Raw genomic sequence first — 19,590 nt, 5'->3', positions numbered from 1 at the left:
GATTCAAATGGAGGCAGCTATGTTCAGACTACGGCAGAAGAAACAACAAAAAACAGCGGGTCAGTCTTCTGGACAAAGCGGAAACCAGCTGACCATTCGTGAACTGATGGAGAAATGCAAAGCTTCCAAGGACTTTGTTTCCTTTACAAAAGGCGATCAGCATCCGTTTACCATTTCCTATTACAAGAGCATGGTGAACCCCGACCTTGTTCATCGGGATCTAATCCCTCATTTGACCAAAAATGCATCGATGTCACTTAAAGAGCTGGCTGTAGAAATTCCAATCGAAAACATTGAGCATACGAAAGACATACAGAAAATTAAAGAGAGCGTGTTAATCGGTTCTGTAATGATACAGCCTGATGCGAAAAAGGCTGACTGCCTGCTGGTTCCAGCGGCCACAGCAGAAAAACGGCAGATTTCAGTTCCTGAAACCGAATTCAGTGTTATAGGTCCGAAGGAAGCATTTGTCGAAGCGATCGAAGTTAACGTTAACATGATACGCAAAAGGCTCCCGATCCCGGAGCTTCATGTGAAAGAAGTCAAGATCGGAAAATTATCAAAAACGAGGGTTACGGTCCTTTATATAGACGGAATTGCCAATCAAGAAAATGTTAACACCCTATTACAGAGAATATCAGACATTGAATATGACCACATCTTAGACAGCACTTATGTACTTCAGATGATTTCTGACAACCAGAATTCACCCTTTCCCCAGTTGATTAATACAGAGCGCCCTGACCGTGTAGCAGCTGTATTGGCAGAGGGAAAAGTGGCCGTTCTCGTTGATGGATCGCCAAGTGCATTGACAGGGCCGACGACCCTTGTAGAGTTTTTCTCCGCTTTTGAGGACTATTTCCTATCCTGGCATGTTGCTTCCGTGTTCAGGATGATCCGCCTGTTCTCGGTGTTGTTTTCTGTGTTATCCACCCCTCTTTACGTTGCCGTTCTTACGTTTCACTACGAAATGATACCGACAGACCTGCTTGGGACATTGATCGCCTCCAGGTCCAATATCCCCTTTCCGCCGATTGTTGAAGCGATCATTTTAGAATTATCCATCGAACTGCTTCGCGAAGCAGGAGCGCGTCTCCCTTCAAAAGTCGGGCAGACGATCGGTATTGTCGGAGGTATCGTTATCGGAACTGCAGCCGTACAAGCGGGTCTGACAAGCAACGTCCTTTTGATCATCGTTGCCTTAGCTGCACTCGCCTCCTTTACGACGCCGGTTTATCAGATGAGCAACACCATCCGTCTGATCCGCTTCCCGTTTTTGATTTTTGCTCAATTCTGGGGATTGCTTGGTGTTTCTATCTGTACCGCTTTTATATTAGCCCATACGCTCCGGCTTACGTCGCTCGGCCGTCCTTACATGGCTCCGTTGTTCCCTTTAAGAATGACCGACCTGAAAGATGCGCTGTTCCGTCTTCCTTTTAGCCGCCAGGGATTGCGCCCCATGCAGATGAGGCCGGCCGATCCGTCAAGAATGAATTTCCAGAAGGCGATTCAAAAGAACGATATTGAAGAATAACTCAACAGAACGAAGGTGAAGAACATGAACATCCATCCTCAAGAGAATAAACAGGTTTCGCCGTATTTTACCTTTTACCTCATCTCGACCATGCAGATCGGTGTCGGGATCCTGGGATTTCAGCGGTATATCGCCAAATCGGCAGGACATGATGCATGGATGGCCGTTATCATCGGCGGCATACTGGTCCATCTCCTCGTCTGGATGATCTATATGATGTTAAAGAGGAGTGACGGCGATATCATCGCCATTCACAATGATGTGTTCGGTGAATGGATTGGAGGCCTCATCAGCTCGGCCATCATGATCTATACTGTATTCTTGGCGCTCACTGTGCTGAGAACGTATATAGAGGTCATTCAAGTTTGGATGTTCCCCCATATCAGCATATGGGGGATCTCACTGATTTTATCTTTGCTTGTCTATTATTTTGTCAGCGGCGGATTCCGGATTGTAACTGCCATCGCCTTTTTCAGCATCGTGATCGGCACCCCGCTGATCCTGTTAAAGTATTTCGCCATCAAGGATTCACACATCTATAACATTCTTCCTTTATTTGATCACTCGATGATCGATTATTTTGCAGGAACGAAGTCAATGACCCTTAATTACCTGGGATTTGAAATGCTGTTATTCTATTACCCATTTATTAAAAATGGAGAAAAATCACACAAGTGGGCACAATGGGGTGTATTTTTCACCATTATTATCTATGGAATAACAGCAGTAGTATCTTTTGCTTACTACAGCCAAGGACAGTTAAAGCATACCATTTGGGCGACACTGACCCTCTGGAAAATAGTTGAGTTTCCTTTTGTGGAACGCTTTGAATATATAGGGATATCCGTCTGGCTGTTCGTTATCCTGCCAAATATCTGTATCGCCATCTGGTGTGCCACAAGGGCCAGCAGGAGGCTCTTTGCCATAAAACAAAAGCACTCTCTCATTATCGTTGTTATTCTTGTCTATATAGGAACATTATTTTTTCAAGACCGCCAGCAAATCGATGAGCTTAACAACAGGGTGTCCCAAGTAGGGTATTATTTTATTTATTTTTATATCCCTCTCCTGTTTTTGCTTCATATGCTGGTTTACAAAGTGAGGAAAAGAAAAAATGCGGAAAATTAAGACTGCCTTTATCAGTTTCCTTTTGCTTGCTGCAGGGTGTACCCCACAAAAACAAGTGCTCGAAGATATTCAGCTCGTTGGAGCAGTCGGCTTTGATTATGTGGATGGGAAGAAGATTGAAGCTACTGTGGCAGTACCGGTTTCAACAGGAGGAAGTCAGCAGGCAACCCTGTCAAGCACAACCTTTTCTGCCAAATCACATACAAGCAAAAACATCCGCCAAGTCCTTCAGTCCGAATCGCCGCGGCCCTTTGCAACAGGCCGTGTTTCTACGATCATGTTCGATGAGGAGCTCGCGGAACACGGGATTACTAAAATCATTGATTCCCTCCAGCGGGACCCTTCGGTCGGAAGAAACATCTATCTTGCCGTGGTGAAAGGAAAAACTAAGGACCTTTTAAATCAGCAGTACCCGGTTGGTGACATTGCTCCGGTTTATTTGAAAAGGCTGATCGAACAAAATACGGAGCTTACCCTGCCCCGCTACAACCTTCATCACTTTAACTACAGTTATTACGGGAAAGGCAGCGATCCTTTTATGGCTTATATTGATCAGAAGGAGGGGCATATCCGGATCGCAGGTTTAGCCCTGTTTGATCATTCCAAATATGTGGGCCACATCACTTTTTCCGATACCTTTATTTTCAAGCTCATGTATGAAAATTTCCGGCAGGGAACCCATGAATTCAAGTTAGGGAAAGAAAACCACCTCACCGTCGAAAACTTAAATTCCAGAGTGAATTATGATATTACGCATAGCAAAACAAACCCAAAAATCAACATAAAAATCCATATCAAAGGTAAGGTTAACGATGCGGCCGCTACCCCTCTTTACGAGAAGAAAAAGATAGATATGATTGAAAGGACCATTAAAAAACAAACCGAGCACCAGGCAGAGGCCATGGTTGACCGGTTTCAAAAAAAGGGAATTGATCCCCTCGGTTTAGGTGACATTACCAGGAGCCGTTACAGACACTTTAATTTTAATGAATGGAAAAAAGCATACCCCGATGTCCCGGTTGATGTTAATGTAGACATCCGTGTAACCCAAGCCGGGATTGTTGAATAAGGAAAAGCGTCAGCAAGCTTTTAGCCGCTTGCTGACGCTTTTTTGCTGCTGAATTTGTATGGATATCCATCAAGCTGGCTTGCAGCCGCCGGAGAATCCAAAACAATCTCCATGGGAAAGATTTTTGCCACCTTATTTGAACCGAGCCAATTGCGGCTATCGTCTGAAACAATCAGCAGCCCGTCTTCGTTTCCAAGGGGAGCAAAAGTTTCGTTTTCTCCGTGATAAGTCCCCGTATTGAGTGCTGCTCTCAACTGTCCTGCAGCTTCACGGACATCTTTCACCGGCATGCCGATCTCGCTGATTGCCAAAATATCCCTGCTCGTAAAAGGATGATCAATGAAATGGTCAATCGTATGTCTTGCAATCAATTCAACGACATTGCCCGCTGGATCATAAAAATAACAGGCATTGGCATCCCAGTTTTTGAAATAAATTTCATTGCTTCCTTCAACAGTGTTTAACGGTACATAGGAGCTGATCCAGTTTTTTGATTCCGAAAAAGCATTGTTCGGTACCGTAAAAGCAAAATGATAGTAGCTTTTCTCGTTTCCTGACCGAAAACTAAGCAATGTTGATCCCACGGCGACTCCAAATGACTGGTCATCATTTTTTACCAATGGCAGACCGAGAACCTGATGATAAAAGTTCCGCTGTTCCTTCAGACAATGTGTAAACAGTTTGATCTCTATGAATTTCATGTTACTTCCTCCCTGTATCCGCAGAGTTAGAAGCTGCTATTCTAGGATAAACCCGCCTCACTCACTTCTTTATTATAATTTTCTCCTACTTTTTTCTGGTGGGCCCTTCCCCACTTTTCCATCATTCTTAGCGTTTCCTCGAGTTCTTTACCGTATGAAGTTAAAGAGTAAACGACCTTTGGAGGCACTTGGGGATAGACGGTTCTTGCGATCAAACCGTCCTCCTCCAGTTCCCGAAGCTGCTGGGTCAGCACTTTCGGTGTGACAGATGAAAGCTGATCTTTTAATTCACCAAAGCGAAAATCTCTCTCCTGAAGAAGGCATAAGATCACGCCTTTCCATTTACCGCATACCACATCCAGCGTTACTTCAATAGGATGAAAATATTTTCTTTTTCTTTCCTTCATTAACCTCAGTCCCCCTGCTCCAAAAGCGTCATTTAGTATCCAAAAAGTAACTATCTATCTTAAAAGTACATACTTTTTTCGATTCCGCCACCCCAGTATACTTAGTATAGAATAGTTTACACGAAAGGAAAATGTATGAAAAAAGAAAAAGAACAGGTGAAGATTGAACTCATTCGCAAAGGTGGACAAACGAGTATTCATTTCCGCGATTTGCCTTCTGTTCTTCAACTGCTCGAAACAGCAGCTGAGGAAGGGATCGCAAAAAAAGTGGAGCACTTTCATGACATTCTGGCTTTTCGTTCTTCACACGGACCGGTGGGAGAAACCATCCTCAGCCTTAATAAGGTAACGAACGAAATATTATTTTTTGCTCCACATACATTTAAAATCATGGCTGACAGTTTAAATATCGCGATTTCTTATGAACATTAATGGTGCGAGACGCGACCATTTTCCTATTTCCTCCAAGAACCACAATGACTTTTGAACGAAATTCAGAGTACGTAAAGGAATCAAAACGCCTTAAACGGAACCTTTTACTATCAAACTAAAGGAGGAGCAAGAATGAAGTACATAAAAAAATGGACAGGAACCGTTTTAACCGCAGGTATCGTATTTTCCTTATTGGCAGGAACAGCAGAGGCTGCAAAACCTGCCCAATCTCAGGGCATTTCACCAGCAAGAGCCTATGTCGATGTAGCCGCTGCAACACTCTGGACAAAGCCGAATGAAACAAGGCCTTTAGATGCACCTTCGTTAAGCAATCCCGTTGATCTCAGAAAATGGACGACAAGCATGACGTACCAAGATAAGCTTTGGCTGGTCGGTCCTCTTGAAACCCAAGCCTTATACGGCAATAAAGTAACCATTACGGATGAGCAGGGCGACTGGGTAAAGGTCGCGGTAGATGGACAGCCGACGCCCAGGCTTGAGGCAGGATACCCTGGATGGATGCCAAAATCACAGCTCGTTTACAACAAGAAGTACGCCAAGGAAGAAAATAAACCTTTTGCATTAATCAAAAGCCCTACGGCATGGCTGTATAAAGAGAAATCGTTAAAACATCAGACCCTTGAGCTAAGTTACAACACAAGGCTGCCGGTCCACAAGATCAGCGGTTCGTCTGTCAGTGTATTTACCCCGGAAGGTAAGACACGGTATATTAACCGTAAGGATGTTCAAGTCTATCTATCAGAAAAATCCATTCCTGTACCCACTGGGGAAGATCTCGTAAATGAAGGGAAAAAGTTCTTAGGACTCCCTTATTTGTGGGCAGGAACGTCCGGATTTGGGTTTGACTGTTCCGGATTCACACATACTCTCTATAAAGCTGCCGGTATTACGATCCCGAGGGATTCCGGACCACAATCCAAGAGTGGTGTCCCTGTAGCCAAAGAAGATTTGAAAAAGGGGGATCTCCTCTTCTTCGCCTATAATTCTGGAAAAGGCAGCGTTCACCACGTGGGGATGTATGCAGGGGACGGCATGATGATCCATTCACCAAACTCCAGCACGACAGTCAGGATTGATAAAATCGAAGGCATATATGCACAGGAATATGCCGGGGCAAGACGATATCTTCCATAAAAGACAGCACGCGGTTATCGATACCGTGTGCGTTTTCTTTGTATCTTAACCTTTTCAGTATGATCCAATGTGAATTCCGGACGGAGATTATTGATTCAGTCTCTCGATCCTTTTCATCAGGCGGCTTATACATTTATTGGATTCATATAGGACGGTCTTTTTATCCATGTTTCTCAGAAGTCGGTGCTCCATCACGATTTCACCGTCAATTATGGTCGTTTCCACGTCAGCTCGCGTAGCCGAATAGACGATGCGGGAGATTGTATCCACCCCATAAGAGGGATACATGTGAAAGCCATTGAGGTTCAGAATGGCAAGGTCCGCTATTTTTCCAGCCTCCAGGCTCCCAATTTCTTGATCCATGCCAACTGCACGGGCCCCTCCAATGGTGGCCATCCGGAACACCGTTTTGGCATTCATGGCAGTCGGCCCGTGAACAGGCTTTTGGATGAGCGCAGCCAGCCTCATTTCGTTCAGCATGTCCAAGTTATTATTACATGGAGCTCCATCTGCCCCTAGACTTAAATCAATGCCTTGCTGCAGCATTTCCGGTACATCGGCAATTCCTGAGGAAAGTTTCAGATTAGACCCAGGGCAATGGCTGACTTTTACCTTGCGTCTTTTTATGATGCTTTTTTCTTCATCATCCAGCCACACACAATGAGCCAGAATGAGCTTCTCATTGGCAAGACCTAAATGATCCAGATAAACAACGTTTCGCATTCCGGTTTCCTGCTCCACCAAGGCAATTTCTCCCCGGTTTTCGGCCGCATGTGTATGAACGCATACACCGTGCCGGTCAGAAAGCTTCCGCACTTCGGTCAGCAGCTCCTCCGTACATGAAACAACAAAACGGGGGCAAAAAGCGTATTGAATCCGCCCGTTCTGTTTCCCATGCCACTTTTCAAGCAGGTCGGCGCTTTCCTGAAGAGACACTGATGTTCTCTCTCTCAGTCCATACGGCACTTTTTCCCCTTTGTCCATCATCACTTTCCCGGAAAGGGCACGGATGCCGCTTTTTGCAATGGCCTGAAAGGCAAAATCGGTATGGCTGACCGTCTCCATATCGACGATCGTTGTTGTCCCGCTCTGAATCAGTTCCCCGATTCCAAGAAGCGCTGAATAATAGAGTGATTCTTCATCATGTGAGGCTTCGAGCGGCCATATTTTTTGTTTCAGCCAATCCATTAATTCAAGGTCATCGGCTTGTCCTCTGAACAAGGTTTGACATAGATGTATATGGGTCTGAATAAACCCTGGGATGATCGTCTTGTTTGTGGCATCTATTGTTTTATCCGCTTGATAATCGAGCGATTGGCCAATATCAATAATGCGGTTTTTTTCGATGTAAAGATCTCCTCGAATGATTTCATCTTTTTCGTTCATCGTCACAATTTCAGCATTCTTTATTAGAATGGACGGCATCGTTATCCTCCTTTTCTTCTTGCAGAAAAGAAGATCGATTTCATAGCGTGGAGAATTTAAGGTTCTCCGGTAGACACTTTCGATCCGTATTACCGAAACTATATGAAATCTTTCTTTTTCTATCATCGCGCTTTCGTTAACACTTGAAGCATTAAAGACGTAACCGAAAAACCGTTAACCGGGGCCATGTCCTGTGAACAGGTGGAACAGGCGATGACCACATCCTCCAATGCCTTCAACCTGATAAAATCCCCTGGCTTCGACAGAGGCTCAGCAATGACATAATCTCCTTTATCATCCAACACATTGTTCATGAACCAGTTGATCGGATCCGGTACAGGAAGCTGGCCAAGCGAATACGTTCCTAACGCTTTAATCAAATTATCATGGCAGTTTGGATGATCTTCAAGCTGGAAGTCTACTTTATAGCGATAATAGTCACATGCCGGAAAAAAGAAATCGTGCTTGCCTACCGTGTCCTGCAAAAGCTGCATGAGCGGCCTGCGGCGGTTGCTGTACAGAAAATCTCCTTCTTTCAGGCGGATGCTGCTTAAGCTCGCCCTCATATGGACCGGTGAGACATGCTCACTTGGATCTTGGAGAGAAAAACAGACAAAGTCACCGACCTGCTTTCCTTCCATGTCGATGATCACGAGCTCCTCACCAGCTTTTACGAGTGTGCTTCTTGCTTCATATGGAGGTATAACCACCTCTTCTTTGATTCGGTATTTGTGGTCAAAAGGCATTTTTTTCCCCCTTTATTCTATAAAAACAGCAACCGCCCGAACCGGCGACCCCGTTCCTTTCCGTATCCTCAGAGGCAGTCCAAAATATAGAAAACGCATGCCCGCAACCTGGTCAAGATTGCAAAGATTTTCAGTGTTGGTGATGCCGTATTCCTTACAGATCAAATGGCCCGAGTAATTCGTGTCGAGCGGATGATCGATAGCCGGGGCATCAATTCCGATGTTAACTACCCCTTTTTCAGCAAGCCAGCGTGCTCCGCTGTAATCGAGGCCTGTATAGCGAGTCAGCCATTCCTCCGTTCCGTATGAACGGTTATAATGGCCGGTATACAACAAGCAAATATCCCCTTTTTGCAAAATTTCGCCCGAAGCATTCAGTGCGTTATCCAACTCTCTGGGGGTAATGTACTCTTCCGGCTTAACTTGAGACAAGTCCAGGCATACGGCAGGGCCATAAAAGAAATCCAATGGCATCTCGTCGATATACTTTCCATCAGGATCGTATTCGTACGTTGCATCACTGTGGGTAGGGCCGTGTTCATTGATCAATAAATTGTTGGTAGCGAAAGGAAATCCGATCTTCCGAATGCTTTCTTCATGAGAAATGTTAGGAAAAATCATCGTTTTTTGATGAAGCGGAAAAACCGGCATACCCTGATAGATTTCTTGAGACAAATCTACAAGCTTCACACCCATAGACACCCCTCCTTACAGTACTGTAGGAATGACCTGGAATCGATCGACATCAATGAGACCCATGTCTGTAATCTTCCACTCCGGGCTCGTAACGAGCGAGAGGAATGAAAGATGCATAAACGGAACATGGATTCCACAGCCAAGTTCTTCTTTAGTAAGCCGGTGGAGCTCTGCAATCTTTTCACTGACCTCCATGCCGGTCATCTCATCCGTCATCAAGCCGCCGATATTGAGAGCCATGTCCCCTACTACTCTTCCTTCATTGATTAATGCGAGGCCTCCGTTCATGGCTATAACTCTGTTGACCGCGGTCACCATGTCTTCATAGTTCGTGCCGCAGACGATAATATTATGTGTATCATGGGCCACGCTTTCTGCTATAGCCCCTCTTTTCAGTTTAAAGCCATGAAGAAACGTTTTCCCGATCCTGCCGCTTCTGCCATGTCGTTCGACGACTGCGAGGGGCAGGACGTCCTGCTGAATACACGGCTGGATGAGGCCGTCCTTGACCTTCAGTTCGAACTCCCTTGCACCTGTAAGATTTTGGTCAGGTATCACTTCGATCGCCCTGACTTTTGCTCTTGACGACTGCGACGGAAGCACCAAATCGTTTGTTTTAAGCGGTTTTCTTTTTACCGAGCGCTTCACACTGTCAGGATACGTGTAGGCAGGGATTTCCACTGTGAGCCTTTGCTGTTCTGCTGCCTTTTTCCCGCTCAGATACACTTTTTCAACCGTCATGTTGATAAGGTCACTGATTACCGCAATATCTGCACGCTTTCCTGGTGTCAGCACCCCAATATCTTTGAACCCAAAATGAGTAGCCGGATTGATCGTCACCATCTGAATCGCTTCCACCGGATCAATTCCCTGTGCGATTGTTCGTTTGACGATCTCGTTCATATGGCCGGTTTTCATCAAGTCCTCCGGAACCATATCATCGGAAACAAGGATAGCACGCCTTGAATCCATTCCTTCTTCTTTAATTGCCCGTATGCACTCTGCCATGTTCCGCTGGGAAGAACCTTCCCGCATAAACACACTCACGCCAAAACGGAGCTTCTCCACCATTTCTTCCTTCGTTGTCGTCTCATGGCACGAGATATGAGTTCCCCCACTGATGATGTGGGCAGCGAGTTCTTCACCAAACAGAGCCGGAGCATTTCCCTCCACTGTCTTACCGACGCTTTTTGCGTAGGATACCGAGGCAATCAGGTCATCGATCAATTCAGGCGCGTTCTCAAACACAGGCCTGACATTGCTGAACCCCTGTATTTCACCGATGCCTTGAACATGTGGATCGTTCAATAGTGTCTTCATTTCGGCCGATGTCACATCCTGGCCTGCCGTCTCCAACCCAGGAGCATCGGGAGTCAGACATGGTACGGTAAACAACACGGTGTTTGGAAGAGTCTTTGCCTCACGCACCATCTCCCGCATACCTTGAACACCGAGAACATTCCCGATCTCATGGGGATCGGCGACCAGTGTTGTCGTTCCTGTTGGAATGGAAAGCTTGGAGAATTCCGTGACAGTAAGCATCGCACTTTCAAAATGCATGTGAGAATCAATAAATCCAGGGGTGATATAGAATCCGGACACGTTCTCAACCTCTGTGGCAGGACCAATCAATTTTTCACAGTCCCCGACCATCAGGATGTACTCCCCTTTCATCGCCACATCGGCCTGATAGATCTCACGGGTTATGACATTAATAAACTGTCCGCCTTTCAGGACGATATCTGCAAATTGATTGGCATCAAGCAGCACATCAATGAGTTTTCGCCACTGGATGGCTTCTTTAATACCCTTTGTATCCATGATCTCAACCTCCCGACCTTTCCCAGTCCAGGCTATCTATAATTCCGACGATGGCTGCATCAATGGGAGCATCCTTGTCGGCTGCAGCGCGTGAAGCCATACTCCCGGTCACATACAAGACTTTTTCGCCAACTCCTGCACCCACCGTATCGACAGCGATGATCGGTAAATGCTTCAGCGTATCATTGGTGCCGATCGGCTGGGTAATCAGCAGCTTCGATCCGATCAGCTTTTCATCTTTTCTGGTCGCTGTGACCCGCCCAACCACTAAACCCATTTGCATGGCGTCCGCTCCTTACTGCCTGCAGATTTTTATACCGTATTGTTTTGCTGCATCCGCCGCCAGCGGAGTGATGATGGTTTGATCACCCGCCAAAAGAAATTTCCTCTGTGTTTTTGCGGCAGCCAATATATCCGCTTCCGTTATGACAGACTGCGGTTGCCTTCCGCCATTCATCCATGAGCCAATACCTTCTCTATCTCTCAGCAAGGTAACACCCAGCTTCTTTAACTCAAACAGTGATTGTTGAAGCTCTGTTTTTAAGTATCCCGGACCTTTATGCAGTTTCTTACTTTTGAACACTTCATGGTAAGGATCGCTGCCGCATGACAGAGCAGCCACTTTTTTACCGCTTAATAAAGCTTGCAGTATGATACGTACAAAATCCCGCTGGTCATTAAAACGCAAGATATCGGCTGCAAGAGAAAAGGAAAGCACAGGTATAAGGATGCCATCCGCCATTTCCAGCCTTTCCTCTGTCAGACTTGAACTCGGATACCAGGCATCATGATTGATATCCACGGCGAGACGATCTTTCGAGTAATGGCGGAACAGCGTTTTCTCAGTGAATACTTCCAGTCTTATTTTGCTCGTTCCTGCTTCACGGAGAAGTGCAAGGCCTTCTTCCATTCCAGCAAAATGATAGGTTAGCAGGGAAAGCACATAGGGGGCTTCTTCTCCAGGCGGGCAAAGCATCTTCAGCAAAATATTCCTGACGAGTGCGCTCTGCCTTGGGTCATGCACCTTTACTCTCCTTTAGAAAGAAGTGCTCTTTCGATTTCACTATGAGGGCGCGGAATGACATGTACAGAGACGAGTTCTCCCACCCGGCTCGCCGCACTGGCACCCGCATCAGTGGCAGCCTTTACTGCTCCTACATCTCCTCTAACCATAACTGTTACAAGGCCAAACCCTACTTTTTCATAGCCGCAGATCTCAACGTTCGCTGCTTTTACCATGGCATCTGCTGCTTCGATCGCCCCGACAAGGCCTTTGGTTTCAATCAAGCCTAGAGCTTCTCCCATTTTCATTCCTCCTCGTCTCTTTGGTTTACTGACGCTAAGGTAAAGGCTGACAGAAGTCTTTCAGCCACATTGGAATGGGTTCTTGGTATAACATGTGATGATATAACGGTACCTACCCTTTCCGCCTCTTTTTTGCCCGCCTCCACAGCAGAAGCCACAGCGGCTACATCTCCGCTCAAATGCAAAGTAACACCAAGAGCGCCCTGGACCCCGATCACCTTCTCGATAGCCGCTATCTTTACATCGGCCGCTTTCACAGCCGCGTCTGCTGCTGAAACGGCTGCGCAATACCCTACTGTTTCAATCATGCCTAATGCATACAATGGTTTCACCGTCCTTCCTCGTTTCTCGAATCCAGCATCCGATAAACATCTGGCAGGAAGCTGGAAAGAAGCTGCTGCGGCCCATAAAGTAAAAAGTAGCCTTCTTCTATTTTGGACCGGATATTCAAGCTTGATAGTTTGGCAGAGATGGGAAGAAGGAGAGCAATAGCCTCGTAACGCGGCATTCCTTCTACGATTGCAAGCGATTCTCTTGTACATGAAACGTCAAGCTGTTTAATGAGCCAAGTTCCCGGCTGTTCGATATAAAATCGTTTGATTTTTTTTTCCGACTGATGGTCCAACGTTTGAAACAGGGTTCGAATGGCTGTTTCAAGTGCCGTGCTTTCGTTAAGATAAAGTTCGAGAAGAAATGGATTCCTGCCGTTTTTATCCCATTGGATATAATATTTTACATCTGGATACTGTGATAGCCATTCCTGGATAAGCACAAGCTGACCCGGTGAACAAGCAACGGAAGAAAAGACGGCTACCGCTTTTGCCGGGATCGGCCGATGGAACCACTCTATCATTTGTGGCTCCAGGTTCGTATAGAGCCAGACAGAGATGCCGTTTTTTGTTTTGCCGAGAGATTTTGCTGATGGTCCAGTATGAAGCGGATCCGCCACATGATTTTTTTCTGTTAGATTACGGGATGGAATCCCTTGGGAAAGAGAAAGGACCTGAAGCCTCGATACGAGCTCATTTGACTGATCCTTGCTAAACGGTCTTTGCCATTGTTTTTCTCTCCCAGCAGGAGGAACAGCAGTGCCCCCCAAACGTTTTTCCTTTTTCAGTCTTTGATAGTTGGGGCGGTAAAGCTCGGGCACATTCTGTTTATAAGAGGTATCCTCCATCACTTCATTCCGCTCTTGTTTCCCTTTAACGGACGAGGGAGTATTGGATTTTAAAACCTCCTGTACAATGGCTCGCATGAATTCTGACATGGGGCCTCACCTCCGCTAAAGAATTTTGGTTAACTCTGGATGAGGCCGGGGGATTACATTTGAAGAGATCAATTCTCCTCCCGTCTGTATGTGGGCCTGCCTCCCTACTTCGATGGCAGACGACACAGCAGCTACATCGCCTTCAATAATAACGGTGACAAGGCCAGATCCTACTTTTTTGAAGGCTGTCATTTGTATGTTTGCAGCTTTTGCCATGGCATCAAGCGCTTCAATCGCAGCGGTCAGCCCTCTTGTTTCAATCATGCCGATTGCATTCACTCACGGTCCCCCCCTTGGTTTATATATAATCTTTAAGATCAATCGGCCCGAACGGTACAGAAGTGCGTTTGAACGATTCCTTATGAGCGAGCGGAACCGTAGCGTCAATTCCCATTTTAGCTGTGACTCCCCGAACATTGTGAGACGACTCGAGTGGAGATCCTTTTGCACCCGGTACAATAAAAATATCCTGATCGGCCTGGACTCTTACCGCCATCGCCCATTCCACATCCTCGGGGTCAAAGATATCGACATCTTCATCGACTACAATCACGTGCTTTAAGTCTTTATCACTCGCAAAAGCTGCAAGCGCTGCTTGCTTTCCGTCTCCATCTGATCTCTTCTCAATCTGAATGACCGCATGGAACCTTGCTACCCCGCCCATCGTAATATGAACTCGTTTGACGTTCGGTACGGTCTGTCTTACCGTACTGAGCAATGTAGCCTCCCGGACAAGCGCCATCGGCAGCCGCTCTTCATAGCTGGAGGGAAAGATGGTCTGACAGATCGCATGGTTGCGATAGGTTACTGCTGAAAACTCAATGACTGGCTGCGGAGCTCTTGCTCCATAAAACCCTGCAAGCTCTCCGAACGGCCCTTCCATTTCCCGTTCATGGGGAATGATCCTGCCCTCCATGACGATTTCCGCTTCTGCCAAAACTTCAAGATCCACCGTTTTGCATCGCACCACTTCAAACGGCTTGCCGATCAACGCCCCAGCAACATCGAGTTTGTCAGCATGATACAGATGGGTGCTGATCTGAGAGCTGAGCACCACCGCCGGCACCACGCCAAACATGACAGCGACCTCCAGCGGTTCATCACGCTCTTCAAACGTATAAAACTGATGCAGAAGTTCAGGTGAAGTAATGAGTACGTTTGTCCTGTTTCCGCCCAAAAATTGCATCCTTCTGATGGAGGTATATCTTTTTCTTCCACTTGGATCCTTTACGACGAGAATACCCGAAACGTAATAGGCGCCCGAATCCTCTCCATGATAGGTCGGAATCGGAAAGAGCGAAGCCAAATCCATCGGCCCAAGCACCACATTTTCCTGAACGGGTCCTGTTTCGATCAGGCGGGTTGGGATGGGAGAGACAATTGAATCAATAATCTTTGGGACGAATTCATCCGGTGTGATGCCGATACTGGCTGCGAGCAGATCCCTGTCTCCGCCGATCCCTCCTGCCATTGGAGATGAATAGCCCTTCACTTTTTCAAAATAGAACGGCTGGCTTCCCTGCCTGGAATTAAGGACCGCACCGAGTTCAAACAGAGGATCCACTTCTTTTTTAATCCGGATGAGTTTCCCCTCCCCTTCCCATTGATCAAGAAGGGAGCGCAGTGAAGAAGGGTTCACGCTTTCTCCCCCCATCTCCTGAGAAGTTCATGATCGATGCCCAACATGTCCAGAATCCGGCCGGACATAAAATTAATCAGCTCCCATATCTCTTTCGGTTTATGGTAGAACCCCGGTGATGCCGGCATGATGCAGGCGCCCGCTTCGGCAAGCCTTGTCATATTCTGAAGATGGATCAGATGAAACGGAGCTTCCCTTGGAACGACGATGAGCTGCCTCTTTTCTTTCAGCATGACAGAGGCGCAGCGGCTCAGGAGTGTGTCCCCGACTCCATTCGCCATCGCTCCCAGCGTGTTCATGGAGCATGGAACAACGACCATCCCATCATTTAAAAAGGATCCGCTCGCCACAGAGGCAAAAAGGTTCTTGTTGCTGTGTACTTCGGCATATTGCTTCACGGTTTCCATCCTGACGCCGCACTCAAACTGCAAGACCTTCTCTCCCATTTCGGTTACGATTAAATGGGTTTCCATCCCGAGCTGGTGGAGGGCACGGACGAGCGAGTATCCGTATAGTGACCCGCTCGCCCCCGTTATTCCTACAACGATCCGTTTGTTTCGTCCCATGGCAGATTAGACGACCTGGCTGTTTTGGGAGAACTTTTTCTTGGCAGCCGCCATGTATTCTTTGGTCGTCATGATATCGCCGAATAGTTCGATATCACGGAGACCGGATTCATGCATGGAATCATCTTTTGAAGCCGTGGAGTCGGACAAACAAATGACATTGTAGCCATGATACAATGCATCAGAGCCTGTGCTTCTTACACAAACATTGGTCCAGACACCGGTAAGGACAACCGTATCAATCTCTTCTTCACGGCAGAACAGGTCAAAATCGGTATAGCTGAACGCACTATGCCGCCTTTTTTGAACGATATAATCTCCCTTGCTCTCATCAGGCTGCAATTCAGGGATAAACTGAGATCCCCATGTCCCTTTGACGGCATGAACCGGCCGTACCCTGAAATCACGGTCGTTCTTACGGTGCGCTTCTTGCACAAAAACGACCTGGATATTTTCTTCATGGCAAAAGTCGACTAGTTCTTTAATGGCCGGTACAATTTTTTCGCCGTTTTTGCATCGGAGGGCCGCTTTTTCTCCGATAAAGTCATTGAGCATATCAATAACAACGACTACATGCTTCTTGCCTCTCAGTTCCATATACGGTCTCCTCTCTTACTTGCTTTTTTCTAGTTCTTGCCGGCCTGACTTTGGAGCTTCTGCTCTGGAAGTTTCATACTTTTCATACTTTAACGTCCGATCAAGGCGCTGGATGCTCTGCCGTTTAACGTACTCTCCATAACCAGCTTCACCAACAATCCCACCATCTTCATAGTGATAGACCATGTTGCCCCGTACAATCGTCTGCACCGGACGCCCTTTGAGCTTGATGCCATGAAGCGGGTTATACTTCGCCATCGATTCGGTCTGTTTCTCATCGATTTCCCACTCGCAATCAAGATCGATGACTGTGAAGTCCGCATCACTGCCGATCTCCATCGCTCCTTTTTTCGGATAGATGCCATAATGGATCGCTGCGTTCTTACTTGTTACTTCAACAAAGCGTGACAATGATAACCGTCCTTTGTTCAAACCTTCACTGACGAGAATCGGCACCATCGTTTCCACTCCTGGAATGCCCGGGAAGCTGTTCCAGATCGTTGAATCCGCTGCAGCTTTTTCAGTTGCAATCTCATAAGGCGCGTGATCAGTACCGACAAAATCAATCGTTCCATCAGCCAGTGCCTGCCAATGTGCCTGATTGTCATCTTTGCCACGCAGCGGCGGAGCGATCTTGGCAAATGTTCCTCTCTCACTCATGGAGTCCTGCGCGTTCAGCATCAGATAGTGCGGACATGTTTCGGCTGTTACCTTTACGCCGCGTTTCTTAGCTTCACGGACGAGCTTGACCCCTTCCTTCGTACTCATGTGAACGACGTGGACCCGTGCATCGGTCGCTTCTGCATAGCTGATGATCAGCTCGATCGCCACTTTTTCAGCAAGAGCCATCCTTGCCTCTGCCCATGCCGGACCGTCTTCCCGCCCCTCCTTCTTCAACTTCTCCGTATAAAAGGTGCAGATGTCATAGTTTTCTGCATGAACACCAATCGGCATGCCGGTTTTCGCAACCTTTTGAAAGATCTCAAGCATCTCTCCATCGGATACCTTTGGGAACGTCGGCACTGACGGCGTCATGTAAACCTTAAACGCCACAACTCCTTCGTCGATCTGCGGATAGATGTTATCGATCCAGCCGTTCCTCGCGTCTTCCCCGGTCATGCCGCCCCAGAAGCAATAATCGATGTATGCCTGTCCCCGAATGGGAGCGATTTTTTTCTGGAAGCTTTCACCGTCCCGAACGGAGGGTTTGGAACAGCAAGGCATATCGATGATCGTCGTAAGCCCGCCCGCCGCGGCAGATCTTGAACCCGTCGCAAACGTCTCACGGTGAGTGAATCCTGGATCCATGAAATGCGTGTGCGGATCAATGCATCCAGGGACGACGAGCTTTCCTTCCATGTCGAGTACCTTGTCCGCTTTTAGAAAATGAATGTCATTGCAAAAGCCTGTGATTTTCCCTTCGTTCACGAGAATATTGGTAATTACCGTACGGTCTCCTTGTGGAATCATTGCATTCTTTAAAATCAAGTCCATTTCTGTCTCTCCTTTTTTACGTATTCAGGACAGAACCAGAGAAAAGGGGGCATTGTTGACATGCCCCTGATCGTGAGCAGCCAACTATTGAGCCTCTGCAGAAGCATCCGTTTTCAGCTGTTCCATCCTTTCCTGCTCATTTATATTCATAGACCTAAAATTAAATACTAGATTTAGCAAAATTGCCGTTAAACTTCCAATCACAATCCCGTTTTCGACGAGAAGCCTGACACTGTCCGGGAGCTGGCTGAACACCATGGGAACCACTGCTGTCCCAAGCCCTATCCCTACAGAACAGGCGACGATCAGCAGGTTCTCATTGCTTGAAAAATCAGCCTGAGAAAGCATCTTTACGCCAGAAGCGATCACCATCCCGAACATCGGAACCATCGCACCGCCAAGGACAGCCGTTGGAATGATCGTCGTCAGCGCTGCGATCTTTGGAAGCAGTCCGAGAATGAGCAGTAACCCTCCCGCCGCAATAACAACGTTTCTCGTTTTTACTTTCGTTAAAGCAACAAGCCCAACATTTTGAGAGAACGACGTATAAGGAAACGAGTTAAAGATGCCCCCGATCATGACCGCCAGCCCTTCGGCACGAAGACCTTTTTTAATATCCTCTGGCTTTAGGTCTCTTTCACAGATGTCACTTAACGCAAGAAAGACACCGGTTGATTCAATCATGCTGACGATTGCAACAATGGTCATCGTCAGGATCGCTGAGAAGTGAAATTCAGGCACACCAAAATAGAACGGCTGCACAAGGTGGAACCAGGAGGCATCCTTTACGGGTGCAGCATCTACGAGACCCATGAAAGAAGCCAGAACCGTTCCCGCAATCAGTGATATAAGAACAGAGATTGCGCGTACATATCCTTTGGAAAACCGGTTGATCAGAATGATGAGCACAAAAGTAAAACTCGCCAAAGATAAATTTTCAAGGCTTCCGAAACCTTTCGAACCAAGGCCCCCAGCTGCATTATTCATCGCTACCGGTATGAGCGATACACCAATAATGAGGACCACGGAACCGGTAACAATCGGCGGGAAAAATTTCAGGATCTTTCCTACAAATTGAGATAGCACCATTACAACGAGCCCTGAAGCAATAATCGCTCCATAAATGGCGGTAATTCCCTCCAGCTTTCCAATGGCGATCATAGGAGCGACGGCCGTAAACGTACAGCCCAGGATAACGGGGAGCCGTATCCCGAAGTGCCTGCCTCCGAGAACCTGCAGCAAGGTAGCGATCCCGCAAGTAAACAGATCAATAGAGATGAGATAAGCAAGCTGCTGCGCGTTCATTCCGATCGCTGGCCCTACGATGAGCGGTACAATGACCGCTCCTGCATACATGGCAAGAACATGCTGAAAACCAAGTACTCCAACTTTCCATTTTTGAAGTGCTGCCATTTTGATGACCTCCTTGATGTAGTTTTGAAGCCAGTCGTTGTTAGTGTCATCACCCCCTTTAAAAAGATGGAATTTTTTTGATGCGGCACATGTAAAGGGCTTGAAGTGGACAGTAAACGCATCAAACGGGCATGTAATCCCCTTGGTAAACTCTCAAAAATTGGATGCAACTATGAAAATAGGAATGTTTTTTTG

At 46.9% G+C, this 19,590-nt stretch carries 22 protein-coding genes and 1 riboswitch; of the genes, 5 read left to right on the top strand and 17 right to left on the bottom strand.

Annotated elements, in window-relative coordinates; all coding sequences use genetic code 11:
- The first annotated feature begins 19 nt into the window (after positions 1 to 19).
- The 3 genes from ABHN01_RS10285 to ABHN01_RS10275 are packed head-to-tail and all read left to right on the top strand — an operon-like array spanning position 20 to position 3,731.
- Positions 20 to 1,534 (top strand): spore germination protein, encoded by a 1,515-nt coding sequence (locus ABHN01_RS10285; protein WP_429875469.1) that lies wholly within the window; start codon positions 20 to 22, stop codon positions 1,532 to 1,534.
- Positions 1,535 to 1,558: 24 nt separating this feature from the next.
- A complete protein-coding gene (locus ABHN01_RS10280) occupies positions 1,559 to 2,662 on the top strand; it encodes a GerAB/ArcD/ProY family transporter (protein WP_429875468.1) in 1,104 nt (367 codons plus the stop codon).
- Positions 2,649 to 3,731 carry a Ger(x)C family spore germination protein gene (locus ABHN01_RS10275; protein ID WP_429875467.1) on the top strand — a complete coding sequence of 361 codons (1,083 nt, stop codon included), beginning with the start codon at positions 2,649 to 2,651 and terminating at the stop codon, positions 3,729 to 3,731. Before ABHN01_RS10280 ends, ABHN01_RS10275 begins: the two co-directional genes overlap by 14 nt.
- Before the next feature lie 20 nt (positions 3,732 to 3,751).
- Here the strand turns inward: ABHN01_RS10275 and ABHN01_RS10270 are convergent, their stop codons facing one another.
- On the bottom strand, positions 3,752 to 4,432 hold the full coding sequence (locus ABHN01_RS10270; RefSeq protein ID WP_429875466.1) for a VOC family protein: 681 nt from the start codon (positions 4,430 to 4,432) through the stop codon (positions 3,752 to 3,754).
- A gap of 41 nt (positions 4,433 to 4,473) precedes the next feature.
- Entirely contained in the window at positions 4,474 to 4,839 is a 366-nt protein-coding gene (locus ABHN01_RS10265) for a winged helix-turn-helix transcriptional regulator (protein ID WP_290400011.1), read from the bottom strand.
- A 135-nt stretch (positions 4,840 to 4,974) separates the two neighbouring features.
- On the opposite strand from ABHN01_RS10265, the gene ABHN01_RS10260 reads away from it, so the two are divergent.
- Positions 4,975 to 5,271, top strand: coding sequence for a hypothetical protein (locus ABHN01_RS10260; protein WP_429875465.1), 297 nt, complete (start codon positions 4,975 to 4,977; stop codon positions 5,269 to 5,271).
- 132 nt (positions 5,272 to 5,403) lie between these two features.
- Entirely contained in the window at positions 5,404 to 6,426 is a 1,023-nt protein-coding gene (locus ABHN01_RS10255; RefSeq protein ID WP_429875464.1) for an NlpC/P60 family protein, read from the top strand.
- A gap of 87 nt (positions 6,427 to 6,513) precedes the next feature.
- On the opposite strand, the gene ABHN01_RS10250 is transcribed toward ABHN01_RS10255, so the two are convergent.
- From ABHN01_RS10250 to ABHN01_RS10180, 15 genes are all read right to left on the bottom strand, one after another.
- Positions 6,514 to 7,851, bottom strand: a complete 1,338-nt coding sequence (locus ABHN01_RS10250; protein ID WP_429875463.1) for a 5'-deoxyadenosine deaminase — start codon at positions 7,849 to 7,851, stop codon at positions 6,514 to 6,516.
- Between the two features lie 23 nt (positions 7,852 to 7,874).
- Positions 7,875 to 7,977, bottom strand: a riboswitch (purine riboswitch).
- A complete protein-coding gene (locus ABHN01_RS10245) occupies positions 7,974 to 8,597 on the bottom strand; it encodes a DUF1989 domain-containing protein (protein ID WP_429875462.1) in 624 nt (207 codons plus the stop codon). It overlaps the preceding riboswitch by 4 nt.
- Before the next feature lie 12 nt (positions 8,598 to 8,609).
- On the bottom strand, positions 8,610 to 9,293 hold the full coding sequence (locus tag ABHN01_RS10240; RefSeq protein WP_429875461.1) for a cyclase family protein: 684 nt from the start codon (positions 9,291 to 9,293) through the stop codon (positions 8,610 to 8,612).
- Between the two features lie 12 nt (positions 9,294 to 9,305).
- Positions 9,306 to 11,114, bottom strand: a complete 1,809-nt coding sequence (locus ABHN01_RS10235) for an adenine deaminase (protein WP_429875460.1) — start codon at positions 11,112 to 11,114, stop codon at positions 9,306 to 9,308.
- 4 nt (positions 11,115 to 11,118) lie between these two features.
- Positions 11,119 to 11,397 carry a EutN/CcmL family microcompartment protein gene (locus ABHN01_RS10230; protein ID WP_429875459.1) on the bottom strand — a complete coding sequence of 93 codons (279 nt, stop codon included), beginning with the start codon at positions 11,395 to 11,397 and terminating at the stop codon, positions 11,119 to 11,121.
- A 12-nt stretch (positions 11,398 to 11,409) separates the two neighbouring features.
- A complete protein-coding gene (locus tag ABHN01_RS10225; RefSeq protein ID WP_429875458.1) occupies positions 11,410 to 12,138 on the bottom strand; it encodes a hypothetical protein in 729 nt (242 codons plus the stop codon).
- Positions 12,139 to 12,140: 2 nt separating this feature from the next.
- Positions 12,141 to 12,419, bottom strand: a complete 279-nt coding sequence (locus ABHN01_RS10220) for a BMC domain-containing protein (protein WP_090232655.1) — start codon at positions 12,417 to 12,419, stop codon at positions 12,141 to 12,143.
- Positions 12,420 to 12,421: 2 nt separating this feature from the next.
- Positions 12,422 to 12,751, bottom strand: coding sequence for a BMC domain-containing protein (locus ABHN01_RS10215; RefSeq protein ID WP_429875457.1), 330 nt, complete (start codon positions 12,749 to 12,751; stop codon positions 12,422 to 12,424).
- Entirely contained in the window at positions 12,748 to 13,686 is a 939-nt protein-coding gene (locus ABHN01_RS10210) for a hypothetical protein (RefSeq protein WP_429875456.1), read from the bottom strand. The genes ABHN01_RS10215 and ABHN01_RS10210 overlap by 4 nt, the downstream gene beginning before the upstream one ends.
- A gap of 15 nt (positions 13,687 to 13,701) precedes the next feature.
- On the bottom strand, positions 13,702 to 13,965 hold the full coding sequence (locus tag ABHN01_RS10205; protein ID WP_290400022.1) for a BMC domain-containing protein: 264 nt from the start codon (positions 13,963 to 13,965) through the stop codon (positions 13,702 to 13,704).
- A 19-nt stretch (positions 13,966 to 13,984) separates the two neighbouring features.
- Positions 13,985 to 15,325 (bottom strand): UbiD family decarboxylase, encoded by a 1,341-nt coding sequence (locus tag ABHN01_RS10200; protein ID WP_429875455.1) that lies wholly within the window; start codon positions 15,323 to 15,325, stop codon positions 13,985 to 13,987.
- Positions 15,322 to 15,891, bottom strand: a complete 570-nt coding sequence (locus ABHN01_RS10195; protein WP_290400024.1) for a UbiX family flavin prenyltransferase — start codon at positions 15,889 to 15,891, stop codon at positions 15,322 to 15,324. The genes ABHN01_RS10200 and ABHN01_RS10195 overlap by 4 nt, the downstream gene beginning before the upstream one ends.
- Positions 15,892 to 15,897: 6 nt before the next feature.
- Positions 15,898 to 16,488, bottom strand: a complete 591-nt coding sequence (locus tag ABHN01_RS10190) for a cysteine hydrolase family protein (RefSeq protein ID WP_290400025.1) — start codon at positions 16,486 to 16,488, stop codon at positions 15,898 to 15,900.
- Between the two features lie 15 nt (positions 16,489 to 16,503).
- Positions 16,504 to 17,982, bottom strand: a complete 1,479-nt coding sequence (locus ABHN01_RS10185; protein ID WP_290400026.1) for a dihydroorotase — start codon at positions 17,980 to 17,982, stop codon at positions 16,504 to 16,506.
- An 84-nt stretch (positions 17,983 to 18,066) separates the two neighbouring features.
- The gene (locus ABHN01_RS10180) at positions 18,067 to 19,395 is read right to left on the bottom strand and encodes a nucleobase:cation symporter-2 family protein (RefSeq protein ID WP_429875454.1); all 1,329 of its coding nucleotides are present in this window, start codon (positions 19,393 to 19,395) and stop codon (positions 18,067 to 18,069) included.
- Positions 19,396 to 19,590 lie beyond the last annotated feature (195 nt).

It is taken from the genome of Fictibacillus sp. NRS-1165 (assembly GCF_050468105.1).
Lineage (GTDB): Bacteria > Bacillota > Bacilli > Bacillales > Fictibacillaceae > Fictibacillus_C > Fictibacillus_C terrinigri.
This window is presented reverse-complemented; position numbering and strand designations above follow the sequence as displayed.